Below are 24,761 nucleotides of genomic sequence, written 5' to 3'. Positions count from 1 at the left end.
TCCTTGCCAGCGCAGCAGGCGATGAGGCGGCGTTATATACTCTGATAACGTCCCGCCCATATTGTCACCCCTTGCTGGCACAGCAAGCGCGTTGTTTCGAATAGCGGCAGTCCTACTACTGCCGAATGGCTACCGTGAATCTCCTCAACAAACACCGCCGCAAGACCTTGAATAGCGTAGCCGCCAGCTTTATCAGCTGGCTCACCAGTTTGCCAATAGTTGGCTATTTCATGCGGCTGGATAGCGCGCATTTTAACTTGGGTAGTTACACAGCATGAGAGTACACCCAGAGGCCCTACCACCGCGACTGCTGTTAACACTTGATGGGTGCGCCCTGAAAGCGCTGAGAGCATAGCCGCGGCATCTTGCTCGTCACATGGCTTGCCCATAATGGTGCCATCAACAACAACTGCCGTATCAGAGCCCAACACAGGCAGTGCAGTCTTTGGCACAGCAGCTTGGGCTTTAGCAATAGCCAACCGCTCGACATACGCCTCAGCTTGCTCCCCCGCTAACGGGGTTTCGTCCACATTGCTGGGTAGCACACTGACAGGAACACCAATCGAAGCCAGTAATGCTTTACGTCGGGGCGAGCTAGAAGCAAGACACAGCACCGGCTCTTGCTCCTCGAGCGACGCTGCAGTGACATCTAATGGACATTCCTTCATCACAGCCTCTCTCTTATACAGCTAGCGCACGTAAATAGCGTCTCACATTTCCATCACACTCAAACTCTTTATATTTCTGCTATTTATGCCACTGCCACTTATTATTTTATGTTCCTGCTAGGCGGCGCTCCAAAGCGCGCAACATGGTTGCTAGCCACGGCCAGAGCAATGCGCTGATCATAGAGGGTATCAAGAAAGACAGGTGGATTGAGAAATCACCGGTTAACGTTCGCAGCCATTGCTCAACCAGCTGCACTAAACCTAACAAAACCAACACCAATACTGACTGCTGGACTAATGAGTAGGCACGAAAACGCGGATAAACCAACGCACACAGAAAGGCAAGCAACGACAATATTAACGCGTGCTGGCCAAGCGACGTACCCTCAATTAAATCCATTAAAATGCCAATCACAAAACCGTGAAAAACCCCCACCCGGCTCGGTATACGCATACACCAATAGATCAGTATCAAGCCAATCCATTCAGGGCGATACACTTGCCAACCATCAGCCAGCGGCATTACCTGCAAGCAGAGCGCAAAGAGAAAGCTTAGCCAAACCATCACTAATGGTACGACAGGTGCTCTGGCCATTAAGGCGCCTCCTGAGCGGCCTGATCATGGGCAGCCCCAAGGCGCTGCGCCGCATGTATCGCATTGGCTGAAATATCCATAGTGTCATCCCACACCGTCTCATCCAACTCCTCTGGAAGCGGCGGAAAGAGCAACAAGAAGTGCCGCGAACGCTGCAACTGAGCAGATGGCTCTGCGGTTACCCGAGCAAACGGCTGGCCAGGATCGTGATACACCTCTGTCACTCTTGCCACCGGATAGCCAGGAGGGAATCGCCCAGCCAATCCCGAGGTAGTAAGCAAGTCACCTTCACGAATATCGGCCGTATCAGGCACGTGCAGTACGTTAACGCTGCCATAGCGGCCGGACCCCTGGACAATAAAGCGCAGCCCGTTGCGATTAACTTGAATCGGCAACGCATGGCTTGCATCGGCTAACAATAAAACTCGACTGGAGTAAGCGGAAACAGCCGTCACTTGACCTACCAGGCCAAATGCATCAATCACTGGCTGACCTACATAGGCACCATTGCGATGCCCACGATCAATGACCATCTGATGGCTAAAAGGGTCATTATCCAGCGACAACAACTCTGCAGCCATATAGGGAATCTCATGGCGCTCAGCGGCTTGCAGCAGAGTACGTAGCTCAGCATTTTCAGCAGTTAAGCTGGCTAAACGCTGGCCACGGTGAGATAGCGTCAAAATTTGCTCACGTAAACGGCGATTTTCATCCACCAACGCTTGCTGGTCAGATAGCGCTAGCGCACCCCAGTTCAGCAGGTCGCTAGGCACGCTAACTACCCACTGAACCGGTGCAACAATCATGGTCATTTGGGCGCGTACATCTTCCATACGCGTAAAGCGTTGGTCGACAAACATCAAAATGCTTGCCGCCAACACGCAGAAGAACAGCCGATAACCCGGCAACGGCCCGTGCGAAAACAGCGGTTTAATAGGCAATCCCCCGCGATAAACCGCTCAGATCAGTCGCTCGACAACAACTCAAACGTATGCTGATCAATCATTTCAAGCGCCTTACCACCACCACGCGCTACACAAGTGAGCGGATCTTCCGCCACAATCACCGGCAACCCTGTCTCTTCGGCAATCAGCTTGTCGAGATCGCGTAACAGCGCGCCGCCACCAGTTAATACTAAACCGCGCTCAGCGATGTCGGAGGCCAGCTCTGGCGGAGACTGCTCTAGTACGCTCTTCACCGCTGCAACAATAGATGCAAGCGTTTCTTGTAACGCCTCTAGAATCTCGTGAGAGTTGAGCGTAAAGCTACGTGGAATACCTTCCGCCAAGTTACGCCCGCGAACATCAATTTCACGCAGCTCACCACCGGGGTAAGCACAGCCAATTTCTTCTTTAATGCGTTCGGCAGTGGCTTCGCCAATTAGGCTGCCGTAGTGACGGCGCACGTAGGCGGTGATCGCCTCATCAAAGCGGTCACCGCCTACGCGGATAGACTCTGAATAAACCACGCCATTCAATGAAATAATGGCAATTTCTGTAGTACCACCACCGATATCCACCACCATCGAGCCTTGCGCTTCCTCAACGGGAAGACCGGCACCAATCGCAGCTGCCATGGGCTCTTCGATCAGAAACACTTCTCGAGCACCAGCCCCTTCCGCAGATTCGCGGATAGCGCGCCGCTCAACCTGGGTAGACATACAAGGCACACAAACCAAAACCCGTGGGCTTGGAGTGAGAAAAGTGCTCTGATGGACTTTACGGATAAAGTGCTGAAGCATTTGCTCGGTAACGGTAAAGTCGGCGATAACGCCGTCTTTCATTGGACGGATAGCGGTAATATTGCCTGGCGTACGGCCAAGCATACGCTTTGCATCAGCACCTACAGATGCCACGCTGCGCATATTGCCAGACTGGCGAATGGCGACCACGGATGGCTCGTCAAGGACGATGCCACGACCGCGTACATAAATCAGTGTGTTGGCCGTACCCAAGTCGATCGATAGATCGCTGGAAAACAGCCCCCTCAGACGTTTGAACATGGATGTTGTTACCTAGTGCAGACCGGGAACCCTGTGCGGATGCAAACGGTATCACTGCAACCCCTTGGCAGCAAGCGCGAGTCACGCCTAATACTGCCAGCGAGGGGCAATATGTGGTACCTTTTATGGCTATTTTCCACGTCTGCAACACAAGACGAATTTAAGATGACCGTATGTATACCGCTGAACGCGGAATATGTTCCATCACATTTGCGAGGAAATCTCGATCATGGCGCTTGAAGACTCTCATGTGCGCCGGGCCGCGCACTTGGCCCGAATCGCCGTCAGCGATGACCAAGCCAGTAGCTTTGTGGACGATCTAAGCCGCATCCTAGACATGGTCGACCAGCTACAAAGCATTGATACTGAAGGTGTTATTCCACTTTCACACCCACTGGATGCTACCCAGCGCCTACGTGCTGACGAGGTAACGGAAACCAATCAGCGCGATAATTTCCAGCGCTGCGCCCCGGCGGTGGAAGAGGGCCTCTATCTTGTACCGCGCGTAGTGGAATAAGTAGAAACAAATAGTGGAAAAAGTGGAAATCAATTGGGCAGCTGGTGCCGCCATTTTCCGCCTCTCTTTTTCGCCCCCGAACGGAGTTTCCGGGTAATGCATGATAAAACTGTCACCCAACTGGCCGCTGCACTTAAAAGCGGTGAGTTTTCCAGTCGCGAGCTTACTTCGCACTTTTTGCAACGCATTGAGCAAGCCGATGGCAATCTTAATAGCTTTATTACCGTTACCGCCGAACAAGCGCTCAAACAAGCCGAAGCTGCCGACCAACTACGCGCAGCAGGCAATGCCGGTACGTTAACCGGCATACCGCTTGCCCTGAAAGATATTTTCTGCACCCAAGGTGTGAAAACCAGCTGTGGCTCCAAAATGCTCGATAACTTTATCGCGCCTTACAATGCTACGGTGGTTGAAAAGCTCAGTGCAGCGGGCACTATCAGCCTGGGTAAAACCAATATGGACGAGTTCGCCATGGGCTCATCCAACGAGAACAGCTACTTTGGCGCGGTAAAAAACCCCTGGGATCTCTCAGCAGTTCCCGGTGGAAGCTCCGGCGGCAGCGCGGCAGCGGTAGCTGCCGGGCTTGTACCTGCCGCCATGGGCACCGACACAGGCGGCTCTATTCGCCAGCCAGCAGCGTTTTGTGGAATCACGGGGTTAAAACCTACCTATGGCCGTGTATCCCGCTATGGCATCATCGCCTACGCATCAAGCCTTGATCAGGCTGGCCCGATGGCGCGCAGCGCCGAAGACTGTGCCCACCTGCTCAATGTCATCGCTGGACACGACGTACGCGACTCCACCAGCGTGGCCCGCGGCGTTCCCGATTACACCGAAACCCTGAATGCGCCACTGTCAGGCCTTAAAATAGGCCTTCCTAAAGAGTACTTCGGTGACGGACTTGATCCCGAGGTAGAAAAAGCCGTACGCGATGCAGTGAAGGTGTATGAATCTCTAGGTGCTACAGTACGGGAAGTCAGCCTGCCTCATACCCACTATGCGATTCCGGCTTACTACGTGATCGCACCGGCCGAGGCATCTTCGAACCTTTCACGCTACGACGGCGTGCGCTTTGGCCATCGCTGCGACGCACCGGCTGATCTGATCGATCTCTACACCCGTTCTCGGGCCGAGGGCTTCGGTGAAGAAGTTAAGCGCCGCATTTTGATCGGTACCCACACACTGTCTGAAGGCTTTTTCGACGCTTATTACACAAAAGCTCAAAAAGTACGCCGCCTAATCCGCCAAGATTTTCTTGACGCGTTTGAGGACGTGGATGTGCTGATGGGGCCAGCTTCGCCCACCCCAGCCTTTGATCTTGGTGCTAAAAAAGATCCGGTGTCGATGTACTTGCAAGACATCTACACCATCGCCGTCAACTTAGCAGGTATTCCAGGTATCAGCGTCCCAGCAGGCTTCGCGGCAGGGCGCCCGGTAGGCTTACAAATACTCGGCACCCACTTTGCAGAAGCCCAACTACTCAACGTGGCGCACCAATTCCAACAGGCCACAGACTGGCACTTAAAACTTCCCGCTTTTGCCGAGGAGAACGCCTAATGCAATGGGAAACTGTGATCGGGCTGGAAGTCCACGTTCAGCTCGCGACACGCTCGAAGATCTTCTCCGGCGCCTCCACTGCCTTTGGTGCAGAGCCAAACACCCAGGCCTGTGCCGTTGATCTTGGCCTGCCTGGTGTTTTGCCAGTGCTCAACGAGCAAGCCGTCGCCATGGCGGTACAATTTGGCTTGGCAATCCACGCAGATATTCCTGAAGTATCAGTATTTGATCGTAAAAATTACTTCTACCCCGATCTGCCCAAAGGCTACCAAACCAGCCAGATGTACCATCCCATCGTGGGCGCTGGCGAAGTTGAAATCACCCTGGATGACAACACCACCAAGTGTATTCGCATCCACCATGCCCACCTTGAGGAAGACGCCGGCAAGTCGTTACATGAAGACTTCCATGGCATGACCGGCATCGATCTGAACCGGGCGGGCACTCCCCTTTTAGAAATCGTATCCGAGCCAGATATGCGCAACGCCAAAGAGGCCGCGGCTTATCTAAAAGCGATTCACTCCATCGTCACTTACTTGGGCATTTCTGATGGCAACATGGCAGAGGGCTCTATGCGCTGCGATGTTAACGTTTCGGTTCGCCCTAAAGGCCAGGAAGCTTTCGGCACACGTGCTGAAATCAAAAACGTTAACTCGTTCCGCTTCGTCGAACGGGCGATTGCTTTTGAGGTTGAACGGCAAATCGAGCTAATCGAAGATGGCGGCAAAGTCGTCCAAGAGACTCGCCTGTTCGACCCTGAGCGGGACGAAACCCGCAGCATGCGCACCAAGGAAGAGGCCAACGACTATCGCTACTTCCCCTGCCCAGATTTACTGCCCGTCGTGCTTGATCAGGCCTATCTAGAGCATTTGCGCAGCCAGCTACCCGAACTGCCAGCCGACAAGCGTGCACGCTTCCAAACAGAGCTTGGCCTGTCCGCCTACGACGCGAGCGTGCTTTCTGCTAGCCGTGAAATGGCTGAGTTTTTCGAGGAAGTACACCGGGTATGTGGCGATGCCAAGCAGGCTGCCAACTGGGTACAAGGTGAGCTTGCAGGCGCTCTCAACCGAGAAAGCCTGAGCATTCAGAACAGTCCCATTTCTGCTCAGCAACTCGGTGGGCTAATTGGCCGGGTACTAGACGACACCATCAACGGAAAAGCAGCAAAGCAGGTCTTCCAGGCACTCTGGAATGGCCAAGGCAGCAGCGCCGATGAAGTGATAGAAGCCAAAGGCTTAAAGCAGGTGACCGATACAGGCGCGATTGAAGCCATGATCGACCAGGTGATCGCTGAAAGTCCCGCCCAGGTAGCCCAGTACCGCGATTCCGAGCCAGAAAAACGCGGCAAGATGATTGGCTACTTTGTGGGCCAAGTGATGAAAGCATCTCGCGGCACTGCTAATCCACAACAGGTCAATGGCGTGCTAAAAGCGAAGCTGGATGCACTTTTATAACCCCCCTGCTACGGGCTGATTCAGACCTTAGCCTTGCAACAACATCTCTTGCTTTAGATGACAGCGGCTGCCTCAGCAGCCGCTTTTTTGTGTTAGTGCTTTTTTGTACTGTTAACGTAATTGGCTGGGCTGGGTAAAGCATTTAAGCTGCGCGCAGCCTGCCGCCCAAACTTCTGCCTCCAGCTCTGCGATAGCAGCAGTGGGAAACCCTACTCCCCGGCTCCGCGCGCCCTCCATCAACACGCCCACCAACTCTCCCACCAGTGGCATATGGCTAACCAGCAGAATTGCTGCATCTTCAGGCTGACTCAGCAGCCAATCATTTACCGCTACGGGGGAGTCATCAGGCGTAATAAAATCCAGAGTGTCTAGCGGTATTCTCAAAGCGTCACTAAAGTGCTGAGCCGTTTGCTGTGCGCGCACATAGGGGCTTGCATATAGCTTGGGCTGCGGCAACTCACCTTGCTCAACACGTAACGCCAACCAGCGCGCCATGCTACTGGCTTCGCGCTCTCCATGGGGCGTAAGCAATCGAGACTGATCAGGAAATCCAGGGGCAGCTTCGCCATGGCGCATAATCAAAAGATGCTGCTTGGCACTTCTCTTGAGACCACTTACCCCACTACTCATGCCACCCTCCGTTATTGCGGTGCGCCTGCTGAACCGCTTCACGGGGCAGGATAAACTCTACATCGCTGCTTTGCTCACCCATCATCAGCGTTTTCGCCATCTCTTGAGCGGGAACCCCTTCGAACAGTACGCGGTTTAAACCCTCTGCGAGCGGCATGTAAACGCCCATTTCACGGGCCTTTTCACACACCAGCTTAACTGTATTAACCCCCTCAGCCACTTGCCCAAGCGCTGAAACAGCATCCTCAAGACCGCGCCCCTCCCCCATAGCAAAGCCGACTCGATAGTTCCGAGATAAATTGGACGAGCAGGTAACAATCAAATCACCAACCCCAGCCAACCCCAAAAACGTCATCGGATTAGCCCCTTGCGCTACCGCAAAACGACTCATTTCAGCCAGGGCACGGGTGATTAGCATACTGCGAGTGTTCTCGCCCATCCCCAACGCTGCGGCCATACCGGCGGCAATGGCATAAATATTTTTAAGCGCACCACCAAGCTCGACCCCATGCCGGTCATTGCTTGCATATACCCGAAAATAGCGACAGCCGAGCGCCTGCTGCACCCGAGTACGGGTAAGGGAATCGGCACTGGCAATTACCGTAGCGGTTAACTGCTTGTCCGCTATTTCAGATGCCAAGTTAGGCCCAGCAATAACACCAATATGGGAAAATCCAGTCTCCTGCTCAAGCACCTGACTCATCAATAAAAAGCTGTCTTGCTCGATACCTTTCGTGGTGCTGACTAAAATTTGCGTAGATGTAAGCCATGGCTTAGCGGCCTGTACAACGCTACGAAATGCCTTGGAGGGTATCGCAATCAACACCAATTCGGCGTTTTCTAGCACCGCCTGCAAATGAGTGGATGCCTGTACCGCCGGGTTAATGGCGTAGTTCGGTAAATAGCGCCCATTACGGTGCTCTTGATTAATTTGTGCCACCAGCGCTTCGTCGCGCATCCACTGACGCACGTTAGCGCCGTTATCCGCCGCAATGCTGGCCAAGGCAGTGCCAAAACTGCCGCCACCCAGTACCGCGACATTGATCCGCTGTTCAGCCATAACGATATCCTGGTAGTTTGTCACTGATATGTCGTACACCTTACCAAACTAAACGGCCCGCTTGGGTTTCAAGCGGGCCGTGGCAACATTAGCTGGTCATCAGGCAGTTAATACACTGTTGAGTCGCTTAACGTAGGCGGCAGGATCGTCCAACTGTCCACCCTCTGCGATAATCGCCTGATCCAACAAAATGTGAGCTAGCTGACCAAACAGGTCACCTTCAGAATTTTCCAAGCGTGCAACCAGCGCATGGTCAGGGTTCAGCTCTAAAATCGGCTTTACTTCTGGCATTTTTTGCCCAGCAGCTTCCATAATGCGGCGCATTTGGTAGCCCATCTCATGCTCTGGAAGAACGACACAGGCCGGCGAATCAGTTAAGCGATGGGTGATTTTAACTTCCTGCACACCGTCACTGAGCGCCTCTTTAACGCGCTTCACCAGGTCTTCCTTAGCCTTGGCCGTCTCTTCTTGTGCCTTCTTCTCGGCCTCGTCTTCCACATCGCCAAGGTCTAGCTCGCCTTTTGCCACATCAGCAAAAGATTTACCATCAAACTCGGTGAGATGGCTCATTAACCACTCATCAATACGGTCCGATAGCAGGAGGACCTCAATACCTTTTTTACGGAAAATCTCCAGATGTGGGCTATTTTTAGCAGCATTAAAGCTGTCTGCCACCACATAGTAAATCTTCTTCTGGCCTTCCTTCATGCGCTCAACGTAATCTGCCAAGGCATGCTCTTGGGTAGCCGTATCGGTATGGGTGGAGGCAAAGCGCAACAGACCAGCAATTTTTTCGCGGTTAGCGAAATCTTCGCCCGGCCCCTCTTTTAACACGCTACCAAAGGTGTTCCAGAAGGTTTGATACTGCTCGCTGTCTTTGGACAGCTTCTTAAGCATATCCAGCCCACGCTTAGTCAGCGCACCCTTAATTTTATCAACCTTAGGATCTTGCTGAAGCAGCTCGCGGGAAACATTCAGCGATAGGTCGCGGGTATCCAGCACACCTTTGATAAAGCGCAGATAAAGCGGCAGGAACTGCTCGGCGTCGTCCATAATAAATACGCGCTGAACGTAGAGCTTGACGCCACGGGCACCGTCACGCTCGAACATATCAAACGGCGCACGGCCTGGAACGTACAGTAAGCTAGTGTAATCAAGCTTACCTTCAACCTTGTTATGGCTCCAGGTTAGCGGGTCACTGAAGTCATGAGCAACGTGCTTATAGAACGCCTTATACTCGTCGTCGGAGACATCACTCTTCGGGCGTGCCCATAGTGCGGTGGCTTCGTTGACGGTTTCCCAGGTCGTGACTTCGCTGCCTTCAACCTCATTGCCATCTTCATCTTTCGCCGTTTCGGTTTTCGGCATGCGCACCGGCACTTCGATATGGTCAGAATACTTACGCACCAGCCCCTGTAGGCGGTAGTCGTCAGCGAACTCTTTAGCATCCTCTTTCAGATGCAGGGTAATCTCGGTGCCGTGAATCTCGCACTCAATATCAGCAACCGTGAACTCACCCTCACCTTTGGAGCGCCACTCAACACCTTCAGAGGCCGCTGTACCCGCTTTGCGAGTGCGTACCGTCACCTCATCAGCGACGATAAAGCCCGAATAAAAGCCAACACCGAACTGACCAATCAGCTTGGCGTCTTTTTGCTGCTCACCCGAAAGCTGTTTAAGGAACTCTGCCGTGCCCGAACGTGCAATAGTGCCCAGATTGGCAATCACGTCTTCGCGGTTCATACCAATGCCATTATCACGCAGCGTAATGGTGTTAGCGTCGCGGTCGTGCTCAATTTCGATACGTAGCTCGCTATCACCTTCATATAGCGCATCGTTATCCAGTGCAGCGTAGCGCAACTTATCGCAGGCGTCGGCGGCGTTGGAAATAAGCTCGCGTAGAAAAATCTCCCGGTTGGAGTACAGGGAGTGAATCATCAGATTCAGGAGCTGCTTAACTTCCGTTTGAAAGCCAAGAGTTTCTTCGTGGGTCGCAGTTGTCATGCGCTTAGCCCTCATTGATCACGTTTATCGTGTACTTTCGTCTACTGGAGACGAAAGTGAAAAAGATGTGAACTCAATATGGGGATAGGCAGAGTAATTTCAAGAAGCTGAATGCTGAGAAGTGGAAGTATCGACGTTATCGTGCTTCCAAGCACGGTAGTCAGCAAGACGCTGATCAATTCGATTGAGCAGCCAACCTACGATGATTACATCGTCGACCAAACCGATGATTAGCAAAAAGTCGGGAATGAGATCAAAAGGCATAACCAGATAGGCTAGCGCTAATGCCATCATGCCAAACGCGGACCAGGGTACCGGACGGAAATCACCACGCAGTACATCTCGCGTCATGGGCGCAAACAGTTTAAGCGCACGACCAATACGTTTTACTGCCCATACACGAGTTTTAAGTCGACGTAATAACCACCAAGTGGATAATGGGGCCATCGTAATTGAATCCTCTAAGTGTCACGATTGTCAGAGCACTGTTTATTCTTTAAGTTCACTATAGCGGCTGTCGTCCCGCTAGCCAGCAAGAGGATGTGCCATGCAGGCTTCGCCATTTCGTTCCACCCTACGCAGCCTTTGTACGGCTGTACTGGTAGGGCTACCGGTTGTTTCTTGGGCTGCTTCCGACGCCGCTATGCGCGATGCATTGGAAGCGGCGCGTCAGCAACAGTGGCAACAGATTGATGAACGCGCGATTGAGGGGCATGTCCTCAGTGGCTACGTTGAGTACCACCGTTTACGCAACCAGCTACCCAATTTATCTTCGAACCAGGTGCAGCGATTTATTGATCAATACGCTGACTCCCCACTGTCAGAGTGGTTGCGAGGCCAAGCGATTGCCAACTATGGTTACGCGGGCCGTTATGGTGATCTCCTGGCAATTGCTAACGGAGAGCCTGCAGGCGCCGCCCGCCAGTGCTATTACTATACAGCCTTACTGGACAGAGAGCCCCAGCAAGCCAGAGAAGCAGGTCTTAAGCTGTGGCGGGTAGGCAGCTCTCAGCCTGATGCCTGTAATACTCTATTTAGCCGCCTAAGGGCTGATGGAACGATCAATGCCACGGCGATCTGGGAACGTAAGATGCTCGCCTGGCAGGCAGGAGAGGAGCGTTTAAGCAGCTACTTAGGTGGGCTACTGAGCGGCCAATGGCAAACAGCCCGTGATACGGTTAAGTTGGTCAACAACAATAGTCGTGCTATTACCTCCGCTCCGGCATGCCTTGGCCCGGAATGCGCAGCTTCTGCTGCCTTTTATAAAGCGGCCATGCAGCGCTACACCCGGGAAAACACACCCGCCGCTTTCGCCGCTTGGCAGGAAGTCTCGCCTCGCCTTAACTTAGCGCCCGCGGACCGGCAGCCTATTGAAGAAGAACTCGCCTTTTATACCCTGGTGCGTGATGTGCCAGGCACTACAGCCTGGGTAGACAGTGTATTACCCAGCCTGGACAGCGAACGCGTACTGGAACTCCGGGTTCGTCGTGCTTTAGCCGAGCGTCAATGGACAGAGGTCATTCACTGGATTGCAGAAATGTCAGCCAGCCAGCAGAAAAGCAGCCGATGGCAGTATTGGCTGGCGCGAGCCAACGAACAGCTCGGCAATCAAGGGGCGGCTGAAGCACGCTACCGCCAGGCAGCTACTGACCGTAGCTTTTATGGCTTTGCCGCCGCTGAACGACTGAATCAACCCTACCAGCTCAATTTAGAGCGCAACCATTTTGACGAGGCCTCCAGGCAGCACACAGCCCAACTTCCGGCCGTTCAACGAACCGAAGCTCTACTACGCATTGGCGAAGAGGGCCTTGCAAACAGTGAATGGCTACATGCCGTAAAAAACGGCTCTCCTGAGCAGGCTCGCGCACTTGCAGACTATGCAGCCCATCAGCAATGGCATGCGCGTTTAGTGCAAACTACTATTGCCGGAGAAATGTGGGATGCACTGGACTGGCGCTTCCCACCAGCATATCGCGACAGCTTTTTACATTGGGGTCGCTTAACCGGCGTTGACCCCTACCTGCTAATGGCGATTACCCGGCGTGAAAGCGCCTACAACCCCGTTGCCCTTTCCCCAGCGGGAGCTCGCGGGCTGATGCAACTAATGCCCGGCACAGCCACCCAGGTGAGCCGTCAGTTAGGCATTAGCGATCCAGGCCCTTATGGCGTACTGGATCCAGAGCTCAACATCCGCTTGGGAAGCACCTATTTACGCGACAAACTTGAGCGCTATCAGGGCAACAGACTAGCTGCAGCAGCGGCTTATAACGCAGGCCCAGGTAGAGTGGATCAGTGGCTAGGCAGCGGAGTTGAATCGTTTGATTTATTTGTAGAGAGCATTCCTTTCCGCGAAACCCGCGACTATGTCCAGGCAGTGCTGAGCTATCGCGTTATCTTCGAAAGTTTAACCAACGGTGGTAATAGCGAAGGGGTAAGTTTGCTAAGCGACAACGAAAAAATGGTGCGCTACGATCGCGCCCTACTCGCTCGTCGTTAACCGGCACCCTACCTCTACCAGCGCCCGGTTACACCGGGCGCTGCTCTAGCGCCAAACGCACACCAAACATTACCAACACAGCCCCAGTCGCGGCATTTAACGTTTGCGCAAAACGTGCACTGGACAACCATTTACTTGCCCCCCCAACCATTAACACAACGCTGATTTGCCAGATATTGGCAATCACAAAGTGAACACAAGCAAGCCATAGCGACTTCAACAAGGCAGGGTCGGATGGGGCAATAAACTGCGGCAAAAATGCCATATAGAACACTACTGTTTTAGGATTAAGCACATTGGAAAGTAACCCCTCTTTCACTGGCTGCCATATAGGTACTGGCGATGCGGATTGCAGTACACTCTGGACCGGCAAGGCCGTACCACGGCGAGCCGCTAACAGGCTAGCGACCCCAAGCCAAATCAGATAAGCCGCCCCAGCGAGCTTAAGCAGATGAAACGCCCACGCAGACTGTAGCAAAATCAGAGAAATACCTAATGCAGAGATCGTGGCATGCACAAACAGTCCACAGCAAATTGCCACACTCGTCACCACCCCATCACGAACACCCCCACGAGCGGTATTGCGTATTACTAGTAGCGTGTCAACGCCTGGGCTTACCGAAAGCAGCGTAATAGCGATTAGAAAAGGAATGAATTGACTATCAATAAGGTTGATTTGCAGCATCATGTAAGCTCATCAAAGGGGCAACGTAGGTTTTACCTAATAAATAACATAAAGGCCCGCAGTGCGAGCCCTTATGTTGATAGCCTTAAAACGCTTACTGTGTAGCGTTCAAGTGATCAAGTTCCGTCTCTGCACCCGTATCGTCGGTAGCTCCGCTATCAGCTTCTAGGCCCACGCCCCCATTGGCACGTTCACGTTCAATTTCTTCAAACTGCTCATTTAAGCGCCGCTGAGCTTCTTCAAAGCGACGCTCAGTATCTTCGATCAGTGCATCCACATCGGTAGCTTCCAGGTCATCCTCTAAACGAGAGCTCTCTGGCAAGCTACTTTCCGTTTCCCAACTTGCTGGAAGATCATCATTCTCCATCGGCTCCAGCGAGTAAGATTGCTGTTCAACCTCTTGGAACTGTTCTTCCAGTCGGCGCTGAGCCTCTTCAAAACGGCGTTCTGTTTCAGCGATGACATCGTCTACGTCTGAGCGAGTTGTTTCACCAGGCATAGCACTTGCTTCATTCAGTGCATCTTCTGGGTCTGTAGCCAAGGTGTCTTCGCCTGCCTGGATTTCTTCACCAGCGTCAGGCTGCTCGGTCAGTTCGTCACCATTTTCAGCACGCAAGGCCTCTGCTTGCTCCAACTCCTCAGCGGCTTGGCGCGCCTCCACCTCATCTTCAATTACTTCAGGCTCAGGCATTTCAGCAGCCGCCGTTTCCTCTTCTTGAGCCACCTCATCATCCGAGACGGAAGAGGCACCCTCTTCAGGGGCAGCGGTCGGCTCTTCCTGACTATCGCCACAGGCACTTAGCAGTAGTGCCAACGCAGCAAGCGCAGGTATCCACAAACGATTGGCCATTGAACCATTCTCCTTAGGTGGCTATCTGTAAAATATAACAACGTTTGGTCATAGTAACGGCCGCTAGTGTCGGTCGTTAGCCGATAACAGCGTGCACTCATCGGGTAGCAGCACTTTTAAAGCAAGCGGCACAACCTCGACGCAGAATTGATCATAATGGCGCGCCTCCCCATCCAGCGTTAACGGCCAGGGTGGATCATCTTGTTGGGTAGTAACGACCAGCTGGCTAGCCGTAAAATAACTTACATAGTGCCCTTCAGCAGGAAAATGCTGCAGCTCGCTAATCAACGTCGGTAGCTCTAATACGGAAGAGAAGTCCTTAACCACTAATATATCAAGGCGGCCATCATCAAGCTTGGCTCTAGGTGCCAATACTTGCCCCCCGCCGGACTGTCGCCCATTGCCCAACGCGAGCAGCAGCAACGAAGCACTACGCTCCCCATTTTCCCACTTGAGGGTGCCACGATAGCTGCGATGCCGCCATGCCTTTAAAGCCCCCATCAGTGAGTAAGCTCCCCCGCCCAACATACGTTTTAACGTTTTAGGTGTGGAAGAGGTTATTTCCGCACCAAAGCCTCCTGTCGTCATATTCACGTAGTAGCTGGTCGAGCGCTCATCCCCGGTGCCTGTAGTCACGCGTACAACATCAATAGGTGATGCCGAGAGTACCATGGCAGCAGCCAAGGCAGGCCCTGGCTCGAGAGGCAACCCCACAGACGTAGCAAAATCATTGGCACTACCAAGGGGCACAATGCCGAGCGCAGGGCGCTGGTCATGGGCTAGTCGCATCAGCCCATTAACCACTTCGTTAACCGTGCCATCGCCACCGCAGGCAATCACGCGCGTTACGCCCATTTCAGCCGCCTGCGCGGCAAACTCAGCAGCGTCTCCACCTTCCCAGGTAGAGCGGACAGTAATATGCTGCCCTGCCTTTCTCTGCTCTTCGACGGCTTCGCGAAGCGCCGGATTACCGGCCGACTTACCATTAATAATAAGCAAGCAACGCTGCTGTGTCTCTTTCACCGAGATCTTCCTTTCCGTGGTTAATCCGCCAGCACCTATTAGGCCAGCGCTTTCTCGACCACCTCAAACACATTCGATGATAGCGGCTCTCGCTTAATTCGCTCGAGCTGCTCACGCATCAGTTGCTGACGCTCTTCATCAAAGCGCTGCCAGCGAGTTAAAGGGGTTATCAGCCGTGCCGCTATTTCAGGGTTAAGACGATTGAGCTCAATTACCACATCAGCCAGCAAGGCATAGCCTTTGCCATCCAAACGATGGAAATTCACTCTGTTCTGAGCAAATGCACCAACTAGTGCGCGCACCTTATTAGGGTTTTTAATTGAAAACGCCGGGTGTTGCATGAGGTATTCGACGCGCTCCAACACGTCAAGCTGAGGACGCGTTACCTGAATAGTAAACCACTGATCCATCACGAGCGGGTCATGAGCCCACTTTTGCCCAAACGCTTTAAGCGCCGGTGAAGCGAGATCATCACGGTCACTATGCACTAACAGAGTCAATGCGTGGCGCACGTCGGTCATATTATGGTCTGCAGCAAATTGCGCTTCACATAGCGCTAGCCCCTGCTCATCTTCAATTGACATTAAATACGCAAGCGCTACGTTTTTCAGACTACGCTGAGCAATTTGTTCGGGCGTAGGCGCGTAGGGCTCATCACTAACATTGTCATTATAGATAGCAATAAACTCATCGCGGAGCGCCATCGCCAGCGATTGGCGTACAAATTCTCGGGCAGCATGAATCGCATCAACATCAATGATGGGCTGCTGCTCAGCAATGTATGCCTCAGAGGGTAAGGTCAGCATTTCAGCCAACACGGCTTTGTCACTTACTTGACCGGTTAACAGTGTTCTAAAGGCCTCCACAACACGGCTGTCCATTACCTTCTCCACACCGTTGCGGTGGGCAGCGATTAAATCGTCCAACGCCAGCATGGCAAGACGCTGTCCTGCATCCCAGCGGTTAAAGCCATCGCTGTCATGGGTAAGGAGAAACGCTAGATCTTCACGGGAGTAAGGAAAATGCAGCTTCACAGGTGCCGAAAAATCGCGCAACAGCGAAGGTACTGGCGCTTCAGCCACATCAGTAAATATAAAAGTTTGCTCATATTCCCGCAGGTGGATAACCGCGTCTTTACCTAACGTTTCGCCATTCATCGTTAGGGGTAAATCTTTTCCTGACTTGGTGCCCACCAAGCCCATACGCACGGGAATATGTAGTGGTAACTTATCCGGCTGACCAGGAGTCGCAGGCGTGCGCTGACGCAGCGTTAGATGGTATTCAGCATGGGCATAGTCATACTCGCCACGGGCATCAATTTCAGGCGTACCCGCCTGGGAGTACCAACGCATAAATTGCTCCAGGTCGGCACCCGATACTTCTGCCATACAGCCCACAAAGTCTTCAATGGTGACCGCCTGACCATCAAAACGCTCGAAATAGAGGTCAGAGCCACGACGAAAATCTTCCCACCCCAATAGATTACGTAGCATTCGAACGACTTCTGCACCCTTTTCGTAAATCGTCAGGGTGTAGAAATTTGTAATTTCAATAAAGTGATCGGGCCGAATGGGATGCGCTGTGGGCCCTGCGTCCTCGGCAAATTGTGCAGTACGGAAAAATGAAACATCTTGAATACGCTTAACCGGTGCTGAATTGGTATCAGCCGAGAAGCACTGGTCGCGAAAAACCGTAAAGCCTTCTTTAAGCGATAGCTGGAACCAGTCGCGGCACGTTACCCGATTACCTGACCAGTTATGAAAATACTCGTGGGCAACAATCCCCTCGACATTTTGAAAAGCAGCATCTGTCGCCGTATTGGAATGGGTGAGCACAGCCGCAGAGTTAAAGATATTAAGCCCTTTGTTCTCCATCGCCCCCATATTGAAGTCATTCACTGCCACAATCATAAACAGGTCTAGATCGTACTCACGGCCATAGGTCTGCTCGTCCCAAACCATAGCACGCTTAAGTGAGGCCATGGCATGCTCAGTTTTGTCGAGGTTCTCCTGCTCCACCCACAGTTGCAGTGCCACCTGACGGCCGCTCATGGTAGTGAAGCGATCCTCAACCTTATGCAGGTCACCGGCAACCAGAGCAAATAAGTAGCAAGGCTTGGGGTGTGGATCTTCCCAAGTAACAAAGTGACGCCCATTTTCTAACGCCCCCTGAGCAACCGGATTGCCGTTAGCTAACAGAACTGGCTCACTAGTGGCATTACCAATGACGGTAACCTTGAAGGTCGCCATGACATCGGGGCGATCGGGGTAATAGGTAATACGCCGGAAACCTTCAGCTTCGCACTGAGTGCAGTACATACCATTAGATTGGTAGAGCCCTTCAAGGGCTGTATTACTACTAGGGGCAATTTCCACCTCACTCTCTAATATAAACGCTGCGGGCACATCTTCGATTCGCAGTGTTTCATCATTAAGCCGGTAATCTGCTTCAGTGAGGGGGCTGCCATCCAGGGCTAGCTTAAGCAACGTCAGATGCTCGCCATTAAGTACCAGTGGAGCATCATCACTGGCCTCGGAGTGACGCTCAATCATCAGTCGCGCTTTAACGCGAGTCGCGGTAGGGTCAAGATCAAACGTCAGCTCGGTATGGGTAACCTGGTAGTTGGGCGGCTGATAGTCGCTTAAATAAACCGGCTGCGGATCAGACATGGTACGTGACTCCTGTAAGCTGTTTTAAAGAAAGGATAGCGCCGACCACGGCGCCATCGCATCAACGGGGCGTGCGTTAGTCGCGGAAGTTATCAAATTGCAGCGGCAGCTCAGGACCTTCTTCACCCCGCAGCAGCGCCATCACGCCCTGCAAATCATCGCGTTTTTTGCCCGTAACGCGGACTTTCTCACCCTGGATCTGAGCCTGTACTTTTAGCTTGCTGCCCTTGATACGCTTAACAATATCTTTGGCTTCTGCCGGATCCAGGCCCTGCTTAAGTACCACTTCCTGGCGGGCCTTAACTCCCGATAACTGCGCATCTTTAATATCCATACAGCGGGCATCGATACCGCGTGCTATTAAGCGATTACGCAGCACGTCTAGCATTTGTTTAAGCTGAAAATCCACTTCGGCTTCTAGCTGAACCTTGTCCCCTTCCAAGGCAAAACTGGCGTCGACACCTTTAAAATCAAAACGGGATTGAACTTCGCGATTTGCTTGATCGATAGCATTGGATGCTTCGTGCTGATCAAACTCTGACACAATATCAAATGAGGGCATGGAGTAGTTCCTGACAAGACATGACCCCCCATTCTAGAGCAGCTTACCCCCAACCGGCCAATTCTCTTGCCAAAAGCTGCACATTACTTTGCATTTACAACTCACAGCAGCGCAAAAGTTATACAAGCATTATTCCAGGCAATGTTAAATTTTAAAAAGATGACGTAACCTACTGCCACGATACAAACCAACCGCCTGATGGAGAAAGACAATGAGTGATCGTGATTCACGCCATAAGGCGTCAATGGAAAAGCTGAAAACAAGAGTAGATGAAAAAGTGGCTAATGCCACAGAGCAGCGCGGGCTATTGCTCGTCAATACAGGCAATGGTAAAGGTAAAACCACCGCCGCCTGGGGCACTGTCACACGCTCACTAGGCTATGGCTATAAGGTAGGCGTCGTGCAGTTTATCAAAGGGCTTTGGGAGTGCGGCGAACGCAACCGACTGGAAGAAGACCCTAACCTTAGCGTAGCGATTATGGCCACAGGCTTTACCTGGGACACACAGAATCGTGCTACAGATACAGCGGCATGTCTGGAAGTGTGGCGAGAAGCCGAGAAAATGTTGGCGGATCCGGACACTTACCTTGTGGTACTGGATGAAATCACCTACATGCTAAAATTTGGCTACCTGGACATCGCTACCGTCAAACAAGCACTGATTAACCGGCCACATGAGCAAACCGTGATTATCACAGGCCGCAACGCCCACCGAGAGCTGGTGACAATGGCAGACACGGTGACTGAAATGCAGGAAGTACGCCACGCCTTCAATAATGGCCTACAAGCTCGCCGTGGTATTGATTTCTAACATTTTGGTGGCGCTGCAAACCAACACGGCCGAAAAAACAAGACTGAACAAACAGAACAAAAAAACAAAAGAGGAGCGATAAAATCGCCCCTCTCTTTATTAACACAGTGTATTTATACCAACCTAAACCCGCTTATCCATCAAACGGATTACGCAGCACAATAGTTTCAACGCGGTCAGGGCCAGTTGAAATAATATCAATGCTGGTACCTACCTGCTCTTCCAGGAAACTGATATAAGCGCGAGCATTGGCAGGCAAGTCCTCTACCCGCTTGGCACCCAACGTAGACTCTTTCCAGCCGGGTAAATCGTGGTAAAGCGGCTCAACTGCTTCGTAGCCTTCTGAGTCCACCGGGTTGTCCAGCACATCACCATCTTTACTGCGATAGCCTACGCATACGCGGATGTTTTCTAAACCATCCAACACATCAAGCTTAGTTAAGCAGATACCCGATACCGAGTTAATCTGTACCGCATGACGCAGAGCCACGGCATCAAACCAACCACAACGACGAGGGCGGCCAGTAGTCGCGCCAAACTCGTGCCCACGCTCGGCTAAATGACGACCATGATCATCAAACAGCTCAGTCGGGAATGGGCCAGAACCAACGCGTGTGGTATAAGCCTTGGTGATACCCAGCACATAATCCAGGTATAACGGGCCAACACCAGAACCAGTGGCGGTACCGCCTGCAGTGGTGTTGGAGCTGGTGACGTAAGGATAAGTGCCGTGGTCAATATCCAGCAATGAGCCCTGGGCACCTTCAAACAGAATGTTCTCTCCCGCTTTGCGCAGGTCATGCACCATGCTGACAGTGTCGGTCACCATCGGGCGTAGCTCTTCAGCCATTTGCATGGCGCTATCCAGCACTTCCTGGAAGTCTACCGCTGGCTCACCGTGGTAGTTCACCAGGACGAAGTTGTGGTAGTCCAGCACTTCGCCAAGCTTGGAGGCAAAACGCTCGCGGTGAAGCATGTCACCTAACCGCAGACCACGACGCGCCACTTTATCTTCGTAGGCAGGGCCAATACCGCGCCCGGTCGTGCCAATTTTAGCCACACCACGGGCTTTCTCTCGCGCTTGGTCCAGACGCACGTGGTAAGGCAGAATCAGCGGGCAGGCAGGCGACAGGCGAAGGCGCTCACGCACCGGCACACCTTTAGCCTCGAGCTCACGAATCTCTTTGATTAGCGCTTCTGGAGATAGCACAACACCATTGCCGATCACGCAGGTTTTACCAGGACGCAATACGCCGGAAGGGATCAAGTGAAGGACGGTTTTTTCACCTTCAATGACCAGCGTATGACCAGCGTTATGGCCTCCTTGAAAGCGAACAACCGCTGAAGCGGATTCTGTAAGCAAGTCAACAATTTTACCCTTGCCTTCATCGCCCCACTGGGTACCCAGGACTACGACATTCTTACCCATTATGCACTCGTCTCTTGTGTCAGGGCCGTTGTCTGCCAACGGCCATCGATAAACTCAAGACGGCGGTCGCAACTGTGCTCCGCCGGCCCAGTACGCTGCCCAGGCAGCGCTTGAATAACACGTTCTTGCTGCTCGCGCAGCGCAGCAATGGCAGCATTAAGCGACTCATCTTCTTGAGCTGGCGCCCAAATAGCCCCACGACTGGGTGACGCTAATGCTAACGATGCAAGCTGTTTTAAATCCATCGAAAAGCCGGTCGCTGGCCGCGCTCTTCCAAAAGCACGACCTGTGTCATCGTAGCGTCCGCCTTTTGCCAGTGCATGTCCATAGCCAGGCACATAAGCGGCAAACATCATACCCGTGTGATATTGATAGCCACGTAGCTCTGCCAAGTCAAAATAGAGCGATACGTCAAAGCGTGCCAACACGCCTTTGTAAAGCGCCTCTAGCTGATCCAGTGCCGCCGTAACCGGCGCAGGCGCACCAGCAAATCGCTCACGAGCTTGGCTCAGCACATCAGCATCGCCATGTAGCTCGCCTAGCGCCATTAGCATGTCGGCTAACACGGGGTCACTCACGCTTGCGCTAATCTGCTCAGCCAACTGCCCAGGAGATTTTAGCGATAACGCGGCAAATAGCGCCCCCTCCTGCTCTTTGCTCAGTGCGGCTGCTTCCACAAGGCTACGGTAGATACCAATATGGCCCAGCGCCAAATGAACTTCCTCAGCCCCAGCGGCCTTCAGGCTCGACAGCGCCAAGTGAATAATTTCACTGTCGGCTTCTAACCCTGGATGCCCAAACAGCTCAACGCCAACCTGGACCGGACTGCGCCCACCTTGGTGCTGGTCGGCTTTGGCACGTAATACGTTGGTGCAGTAGCACAACCTCACCGGCCCTTGACGTTTTAACGAGTGGGCATCCATACGCGCCACCTGAGGAGTGACATCAGCAGATGCCCCCATCATACGGCCCGTGAGTTGGTCCGTTAGCTTAAACGTCTGAAGGTCTAAGTCGGTACCGGTACCGGTAAGCAAGGAGTCCAAAAACTCCACCGGTGGCGGCATTACTTGGTCGTAGCCCCAACAATGGTAAAGATCAAGCAGCGCACGGCGCAGCTCTTCCATGCGGCTTGCCTGAGGCGGCAGCACCTCATCCATGCCGTCGGGCAGCAGCCAGCGGTCAGCGATGGTCATGTGAACAATCCTGCAAGACGATGAAGGCCCTTTTACCCAGCTCCCAACTGAGGCGCTTAATTCGCCTTCAGAAGAGCAATCGTGAAATGAGGGCCACAAAAAAACCGGGCGACGCCCGGTGAATAAAGTCTATCACGTTTAATCTTGAGATGAACCCCGCTAGGCATGCATAAGCCCACGGGATTCAACCAACGCTTTTACTCGGCATTAACCGGCAAAGGGCTACGCAGATAGCGGAAGAAATCGCTATCCGGTTCCAACACTAGCAGGTTGCCATCGCCAGCAAAGCTCTCACGGTAAGCATTTAAACTACGCCAGAAAGAGAAGAACTCCTGGTCCTGGCTATATGCTTGAGAGAAGATCGCTGCAGCTTCAGCATCACCCTCACCGCGTAACGTCTCAGAGCGCTCATTAGCCTGGGCTAACAGTACCTGACGACGGCGGTCAGCGTTAGCACGGATACGCTCAGCCTCTTCTTGACCCTGTGCACGCCACTCGCGAGCTTCACGCTCACGCTCGGAACGCATACGCTCAAATACTGCAGCTGATACGTCTTCCGGCAAGTCAATACGCTTAATACGAATATCGCGAATTGCCACGCCAAGCTCATCATGCATTAACTCATCCAACTCTGCGGTTGGGCCAGTCATCAGATCATCGCGACGCTCTGCAATAATTTCCTGCAGATTAAGCCGACCAAACTCGTTACGCAGACTTTCGTCAACACGCGGCTGGATCAGGCGAATTGCCATCATCTCATCACCCGCTGTCGCCTCGTAGTAACGCGTCGGATTCACGACTTGCCACTTCACGTAAGAATCAACAATTACCGCTTTCTGCTCAAGGGTCAGATAGCGACTAGTGTCGGTATCTAACGTCAGCAGGCGAGTATCAAACTTACGGATTGTCTGAGCAATCGGTATTTTAGTATGCAGTCCCGGCTGGATGTTCTCTTCAACTACTTCACCAAAGCGCAGCTTAACGGCCCGCTCGGTTTCATCCACCACATACAGGCTGTTGCTGGCCAACCAAGCCACGGCAGCAAGGCCACCTACGATTAGCAGGGATCGATTATTAATCATTTAGCGGCCCTCCCTGCGAATAGAGCTAGTACTTGAAGACGATGTGCCACCTTGGCTGGTGCGTAAAGAATCCAAGACGCGCGGGTCAATCGCCTCGCTACTATTATTACTGCTGCTACTGCTAGCGCTGCTACCACTACCACTGCTTGCACTGCCTCTCATTTGATCCAAAGGCAAGTACATCAATGGAGCATTTTCGCTAATATCCAGCAATACTTTGGGCGTGCTGCCAAACACTTCTTCAATGGCATCCAGGTACATACGCTCACGCATAATAGCGGGCGAATTACGGTACTCGGTTAGTAGCGCATTAAAGCGGTTAGCCTGACCTTGAGCCTCAGCTACCACTGACTCGCGGTAACCTTGACCTTGCTCTACCACGCGCTGAGCTTGACCCTGAGCAGCTGGAATAATGGCGTTGGCGTAAGCCATACCTTCGTTAATCGTACGCTGGCGGTCTTCACGGGCACGAATAACGTCATCAAACGCATCGATAACTGGTGCAGGTGCAGAAGTAGACTCAATGTTGATGGTTTGTAGACGAATACCCGCCCCATAGGCGTCAAGGTAAGTCTGTAAGCGGCTTGCTACCGAGCTACCTAAAATTTCACGACCTGAGGTTAAAATATCAATCATATCGGTACCACCCACGACGTGGCGTAACGCAGAGTCCAAGGCATTTTCAATAGAAAGCCCTGGGTCGCGCACGTTAAGCACGAAGTCACGCGGGTTAGATACTTGGTATTGAGCAGAGATTTCTACTTCAACGATGTTTTCATCGCGGGTAAGCATTGACTGCGTTTGTGCTACTGAGCGCACTCGCGTCACATTTACCATGCGAACATCATCAATGAGAGGTGGGTTCCACTGTAGACCAGGGTCAACAATCCCCTGGAACTCCCCAAAACGCAATACTACACCGCGCTCTGACTGGTCAACCAGATAGAAACCAGACGCCGCCCAGATAGCAAGAGCAACAACAACGAGCAACCCAGGTAACGCAAGAGAGTTACGCGGCTTACCGCCCCCCTTACCATCACCACCTTTGCCGCCGCCCTTTTTACCGCCGCCTAACATACCGTTAAGCTTGTCCTGGAATTTCTTAAGCGCCTCATCAAGATCGGGAGGACCCTGGTTATTGCCGCCGTTGTTTCCTCCGTTATTGCCACCATTATTACCGCCGTTACCCCCACGATCACCGCCGCTATTACCACCGCGCCGGCCACCGCTGCTCCAGGGGTCATGCTGGTTACCGCCACCAGGCTCGTTCCAGGCCATACTACATCTCCACTAAGGTATTCACCTGCACACGACCTCGCTCGGAGGTGAGGCCGCCGTGCTTTTTAATATTATTACTGTATCAATCTTGTACCACTTTTCTACAATCAAGTGATACAACTGTTAATAAAACCTGCTGTTAATAAAACCTGCTGCTAAAGCGAACCTTAGAACTAAGTGAGCGTGAAAGCTAAC

At 52.7% G+C, this 24,761-nt stretch carries 22 protein-coding genes; 5 read left to right on the top strand and 17 right to left on the bottom strand.

Annotation, left to right across the window (positions count from 1 at the left end; genetic code table 11):
• Positions 1 to 32: 32 nt before the first annotated feature.
• The 4 genes from CPA45_RS00240 to CPA45_RS00225 all read right to left on the bottom strand — a co-directional run bounded on the left by CPA45_RS00240 (position 33) and on the right by CPA45_RS00225 (position 3,265).
• Positions 33 to 668 carry a Maf family protein gene (locus CPA45_RS00240; RefSeq protein WP_096649255.1) on the bottom strand — a complete coding sequence of 212 codons (636 nt, stop codon included), beginning with the start codon at positions 666 to 668 and terminating at the stop codon, positions 33 to 35.
• 106 nt (positions 669 to 774) lie between these two features.
• The gene (mreD, locus tag CPA45_RS00235) at positions 775 to 1,263 is read right to left on the bottom strand and encodes a rod shape-determining protein MreD (RefSeq protein ID WP_096649252.1); all 489 of its coding nucleotides are present in this window, start codon (positions 1,261 to 1,263) and stop codon (positions 775 to 777) included.
• On the bottom strand, positions 1,263 to 2,204 hold the full coding sequence (gene mreC, locus CPA45_RS00230) for a rod shape-determining protein MreC (protein WP_096649249.1): 942 nt from the start codon (positions 2,202 to 2,204) through the stop codon (positions 1,263 to 1,265). The genes mreD and mreC overlap by 1 nt, the downstream gene beginning before the upstream one ends.
• A 23-nt stretch (positions 2,205 to 2,227) precedes the next feature.
• A complete protein-coding gene (locus CPA45_RS00225) occupies positions 2,228 to 3,265 on the bottom strand; it encodes a rod shape-determining protein (protein ID WP_078087170.1) in 1,038 nt (345 codons plus the stop codon).
• Positions 3,266 to 3,494: 229 nt separating this feature from the next.
• On the opposite strand from CPA45_RS00225, the gene gatC reads away from it, so the two are divergent.
• The 3 genes from gatC to gatB all read left to right on the top strand — a co-directional run bounded on the left by gatC (position 3,495) and on the right by gatB (position 6,793).
• Positions 3,495 to 3,782 carry an Asp-tRNA(Asn)/Glu-tRNA(Gln) amidotransferase subunit GatC gene (gatC, locus tag CPA45_RS00220; protein ID WP_096649246.1) on the top strand — a complete coding sequence of 96 codons (288 nt, stop codon included), beginning with the start codon at positions 3,495 to 3,497 and terminating at the stop codon, positions 3,780 to 3,782.
• A 96-nt stretch (positions 3,783 to 3,878) separates the two neighbouring features.
• Positions 3,879 to 5,339 (top strand): Asp-tRNA(Asn)/Glu-tRNA(Gln) amidotransferase subunit GatA, encoded by a 1,461-nt coding sequence (gene gatA, locus CPA45_RS00215; protein WP_096649243.1) that lies wholly within the window; start codon positions 3,879 to 3,881, stop codon positions 5,337 to 5,339.
• A complete protein-coding gene (gene gatB / locus CPA45_RS00210) occupies positions 5,339 to 6,793 on the top strand; it encodes an Asp-tRNA(Asn)/Glu-tRNA(Gln) amidotransferase subunit GatB (protein WP_096649241.1) in 1,455 nt (484 codons plus the stop codon). The genes gatA and gatB overlap by 1 nt, the downstream gene beginning before the upstream one ends.
• Positions 6,794 to 6,904: 111 nt before the next feature.
• Here gatB and sixA read toward each other — a convergent pair whose 3' ends face one another.
• The 4 genes from sixA to CPA45_RS00190 form a co-directional block, all read right to left on the bottom strand.
• Positions 6,905 to 7,423, bottom strand: a complete 519-nt coding sequence (gene sixA, locus CPA45_RS00205; RefSeq protein WP_096649238.1) for a phosphohistidine phosphatase SixA — start codon at positions 7,421 to 7,423, stop codon at positions 6,905 to 6,907.
• Entirely contained in the window at positions 7,416 to 8,483 is a 1,068-nt protein-coding gene (locus CPA45_RS00200; protein ID WP_096649235.1) for an NAD(P)H-dependent glycerol-3-phosphate dehydrogenase, read from the bottom strand. The genes sixA and CPA45_RS00200 overlap by 8 nt, the downstream gene beginning before the upstream one ends.
• Positions 8,484 to 8,582: 99 nt before the next feature.
• A complete protein-coding gene (gene htpG, locus CPA45_RS00195; protein ID WP_096649232.1) occupies positions 8,583 to 10,487 on the bottom strand; it encodes a molecular chaperone HtpG in 1,905 nt (634 codons plus the stop codon).
• A 99-nt stretch (positions 10,488 to 10,586) separates the two neighbouring features.
• Positions 10,587 to 10,934: a YkvA family protein gene (locus CPA45_RS00190; RefSeq protein WP_096649229.1), complete on the bottom strand. Its 348-nt coding sequence runs from the start codon at positions 10,932 to 10,934 to the stop codon at positions 10,587 to 10,589.
• A 100-nt stretch (positions 10,935 to 11,034) separates the two neighbouring features.
• Here CPA45_RS00190 and CPA45_RS00185 point away from each other — a divergent pair, with 100 nt between their 5' ends.
• Positions 11,035 to 12,984 carry a transglycosylase SLT domain-containing protein gene (locus CPA45_RS00185; protein WP_096649226.1) on the top strand — a complete coding sequence of 650 codons (1,950 nt, stop codon included), beginning with the start codon at positions 11,035 to 11,037 and terminating at the stop codon, positions 12,982 to 12,984.
• Positions 12,985 to 13,012: 28 nt separating this feature from the next.
• On the opposite strand, the gene CPA45_RS00180 is transcribed toward CPA45_RS00185, so the two are convergent.
• The 5 genes from CPA45_RS00180 to CPA45_RS00160 all read right to left on the bottom strand — a co-directional run bounded on the left by CPA45_RS00180 (position 13,013) and on the right by CPA45_RS00160 (position 18,773).
• On the bottom strand, positions 13,013 to 13,669 hold the full coding sequence (locus tag CPA45_RS00180) for a LysE family translocator (protein ID WP_096650192.1): 657 nt from the start codon (positions 13,667 to 13,669) through the stop codon (positions 13,013 to 13,015).
• Between the two features lie 94 nt (positions 13,670 to 13,763).
• The gene (locus CPA45_RS00175) at positions 13,764 to 14,519 is read right to left on the bottom strand and encodes a hypothetical protein (protein WP_096649223.1); all 756 of its coding nucleotides are present in this window, start codon (positions 14,517 to 14,519) and stop codon (positions 13,764 to 13,766) included.
• A 63-nt stretch (positions 14,520 to 14,582) separates the two neighbouring features.
• Positions 14,583 to 15,542, bottom strand: a complete 960-nt coding sequence (gene yegS / locus CPA45_RS00170; protein WP_096649219.1) for a lipid kinase YegS — start codon at positions 15,540 to 15,542, stop codon at positions 14,583 to 14,585.
• A gap of 38 nt (positions 15,543 to 15,580) precedes the next feature.
• Positions 15,581 to 18,211 carry an aminopeptidase N gene (pepN, locus tag CPA45_RS00165; RefSeq protein ID WP_096649216.1) on the bottom strand — a complete coding sequence of 877 codons (2,631 nt, stop codon included), beginning with the start codon at positions 18,209 to 18,211 and terminating at the stop codon, positions 15,581 to 15,583.
• Between the two features lie 76 nt (positions 18,212 to 18,287).
• Positions 18,288 to 18,773 (bottom strand): YajQ family cyclic di-GMP-binding protein, encoded by a 486-nt coding sequence (locus CPA45_RS00160; protein ID WP_096649213.1) that lies wholly within the window; start codon positions 18,771 to 18,773, stop codon positions 18,288 to 18,290.
• A 211-nt stretch (positions 18,774 to 18,984) separates the two neighbouring features.
• Between CPA45_RS00160 and cobO the strand changes: the two genes are divergently transcribed.
• Positions 18,985 to 19,584 (top strand): cob(I)yrinic acid a,c-diamide adenosyltransferase, encoded by a 600-nt coding sequence (gene cobO, locus CPA45_RS00155; RefSeq protein WP_096649210.1) that lies wholly within the window; start codon positions 18,985 to 18,987, stop codon positions 19,582 to 19,584.
• 133 nt (positions 19,585 to 19,717) lie between these two features.
• On the opposite strand, the gene CPA45_RS00150 is transcribed toward cobO, so the two are convergent.
• The 4 genes from CPA45_RS00150 to hflK form a co-directional block, all read right to left on the bottom strand.
• Entirely contained in the window at positions 19,718 to 21,013 is a 1,296-nt protein-coding gene (locus tag CPA45_RS00150; RefSeq protein WP_078087156.1) for an adenylosuccinate synthase, read from the bottom strand.
• Complete coding sequence (locus tag CPA45_RS00145) at positions 21,013 to 22,206, bottom strand: ATP phosphoribosyltransferase regulatory subunit (protein WP_096649207.1); 1,194 nt, start codon at positions 22,204 to 22,206, stop codon at positions 21,013 to 21,015. Before CPA45_RS00145 ends, CPA45_RS00150 begins: the two co-directional genes overlap by 1 nt.
• A gap of 197 nt (positions 22,207 to 22,403) precedes the next feature.
• Complete coding sequence (hflC, locus tag CPA45_RS00140; RefSeq protein WP_096649204.1) at positions 22,404 to 23,288, bottom strand: protease modulator HflC; 885 nt, start codon at positions 23,286 to 23,288, stop codon at positions 22,404 to 22,406.
• On the bottom strand, positions 23,289 to 24,566 hold the full coding sequence (gene hflK / locus CPA45_RS00135) for an FtsH protease activity modulator HflK (protein ID WP_096649201.1): 1,278 nt from the start codon (positions 24,564 to 24,566) through the stop codon (positions 23,289 to 23,291).
• Positions 24,567 to 24,761 lie beyond the last annotated feature (195 nt).

This window comes from Vreelandella nigrificans (genome assembly GCF_002374315.1).
GTDB classification, from domain to species: domain Bacteria; phylum Pseudomonadota; class Gammaproteobacteria; order Pseudomonadales; family Halomonadaceae; genus Vreelandella; species Vreelandella nigrificans.
This window is presented reverse-complemented; position numbering and strand designations above follow the sequence as displayed.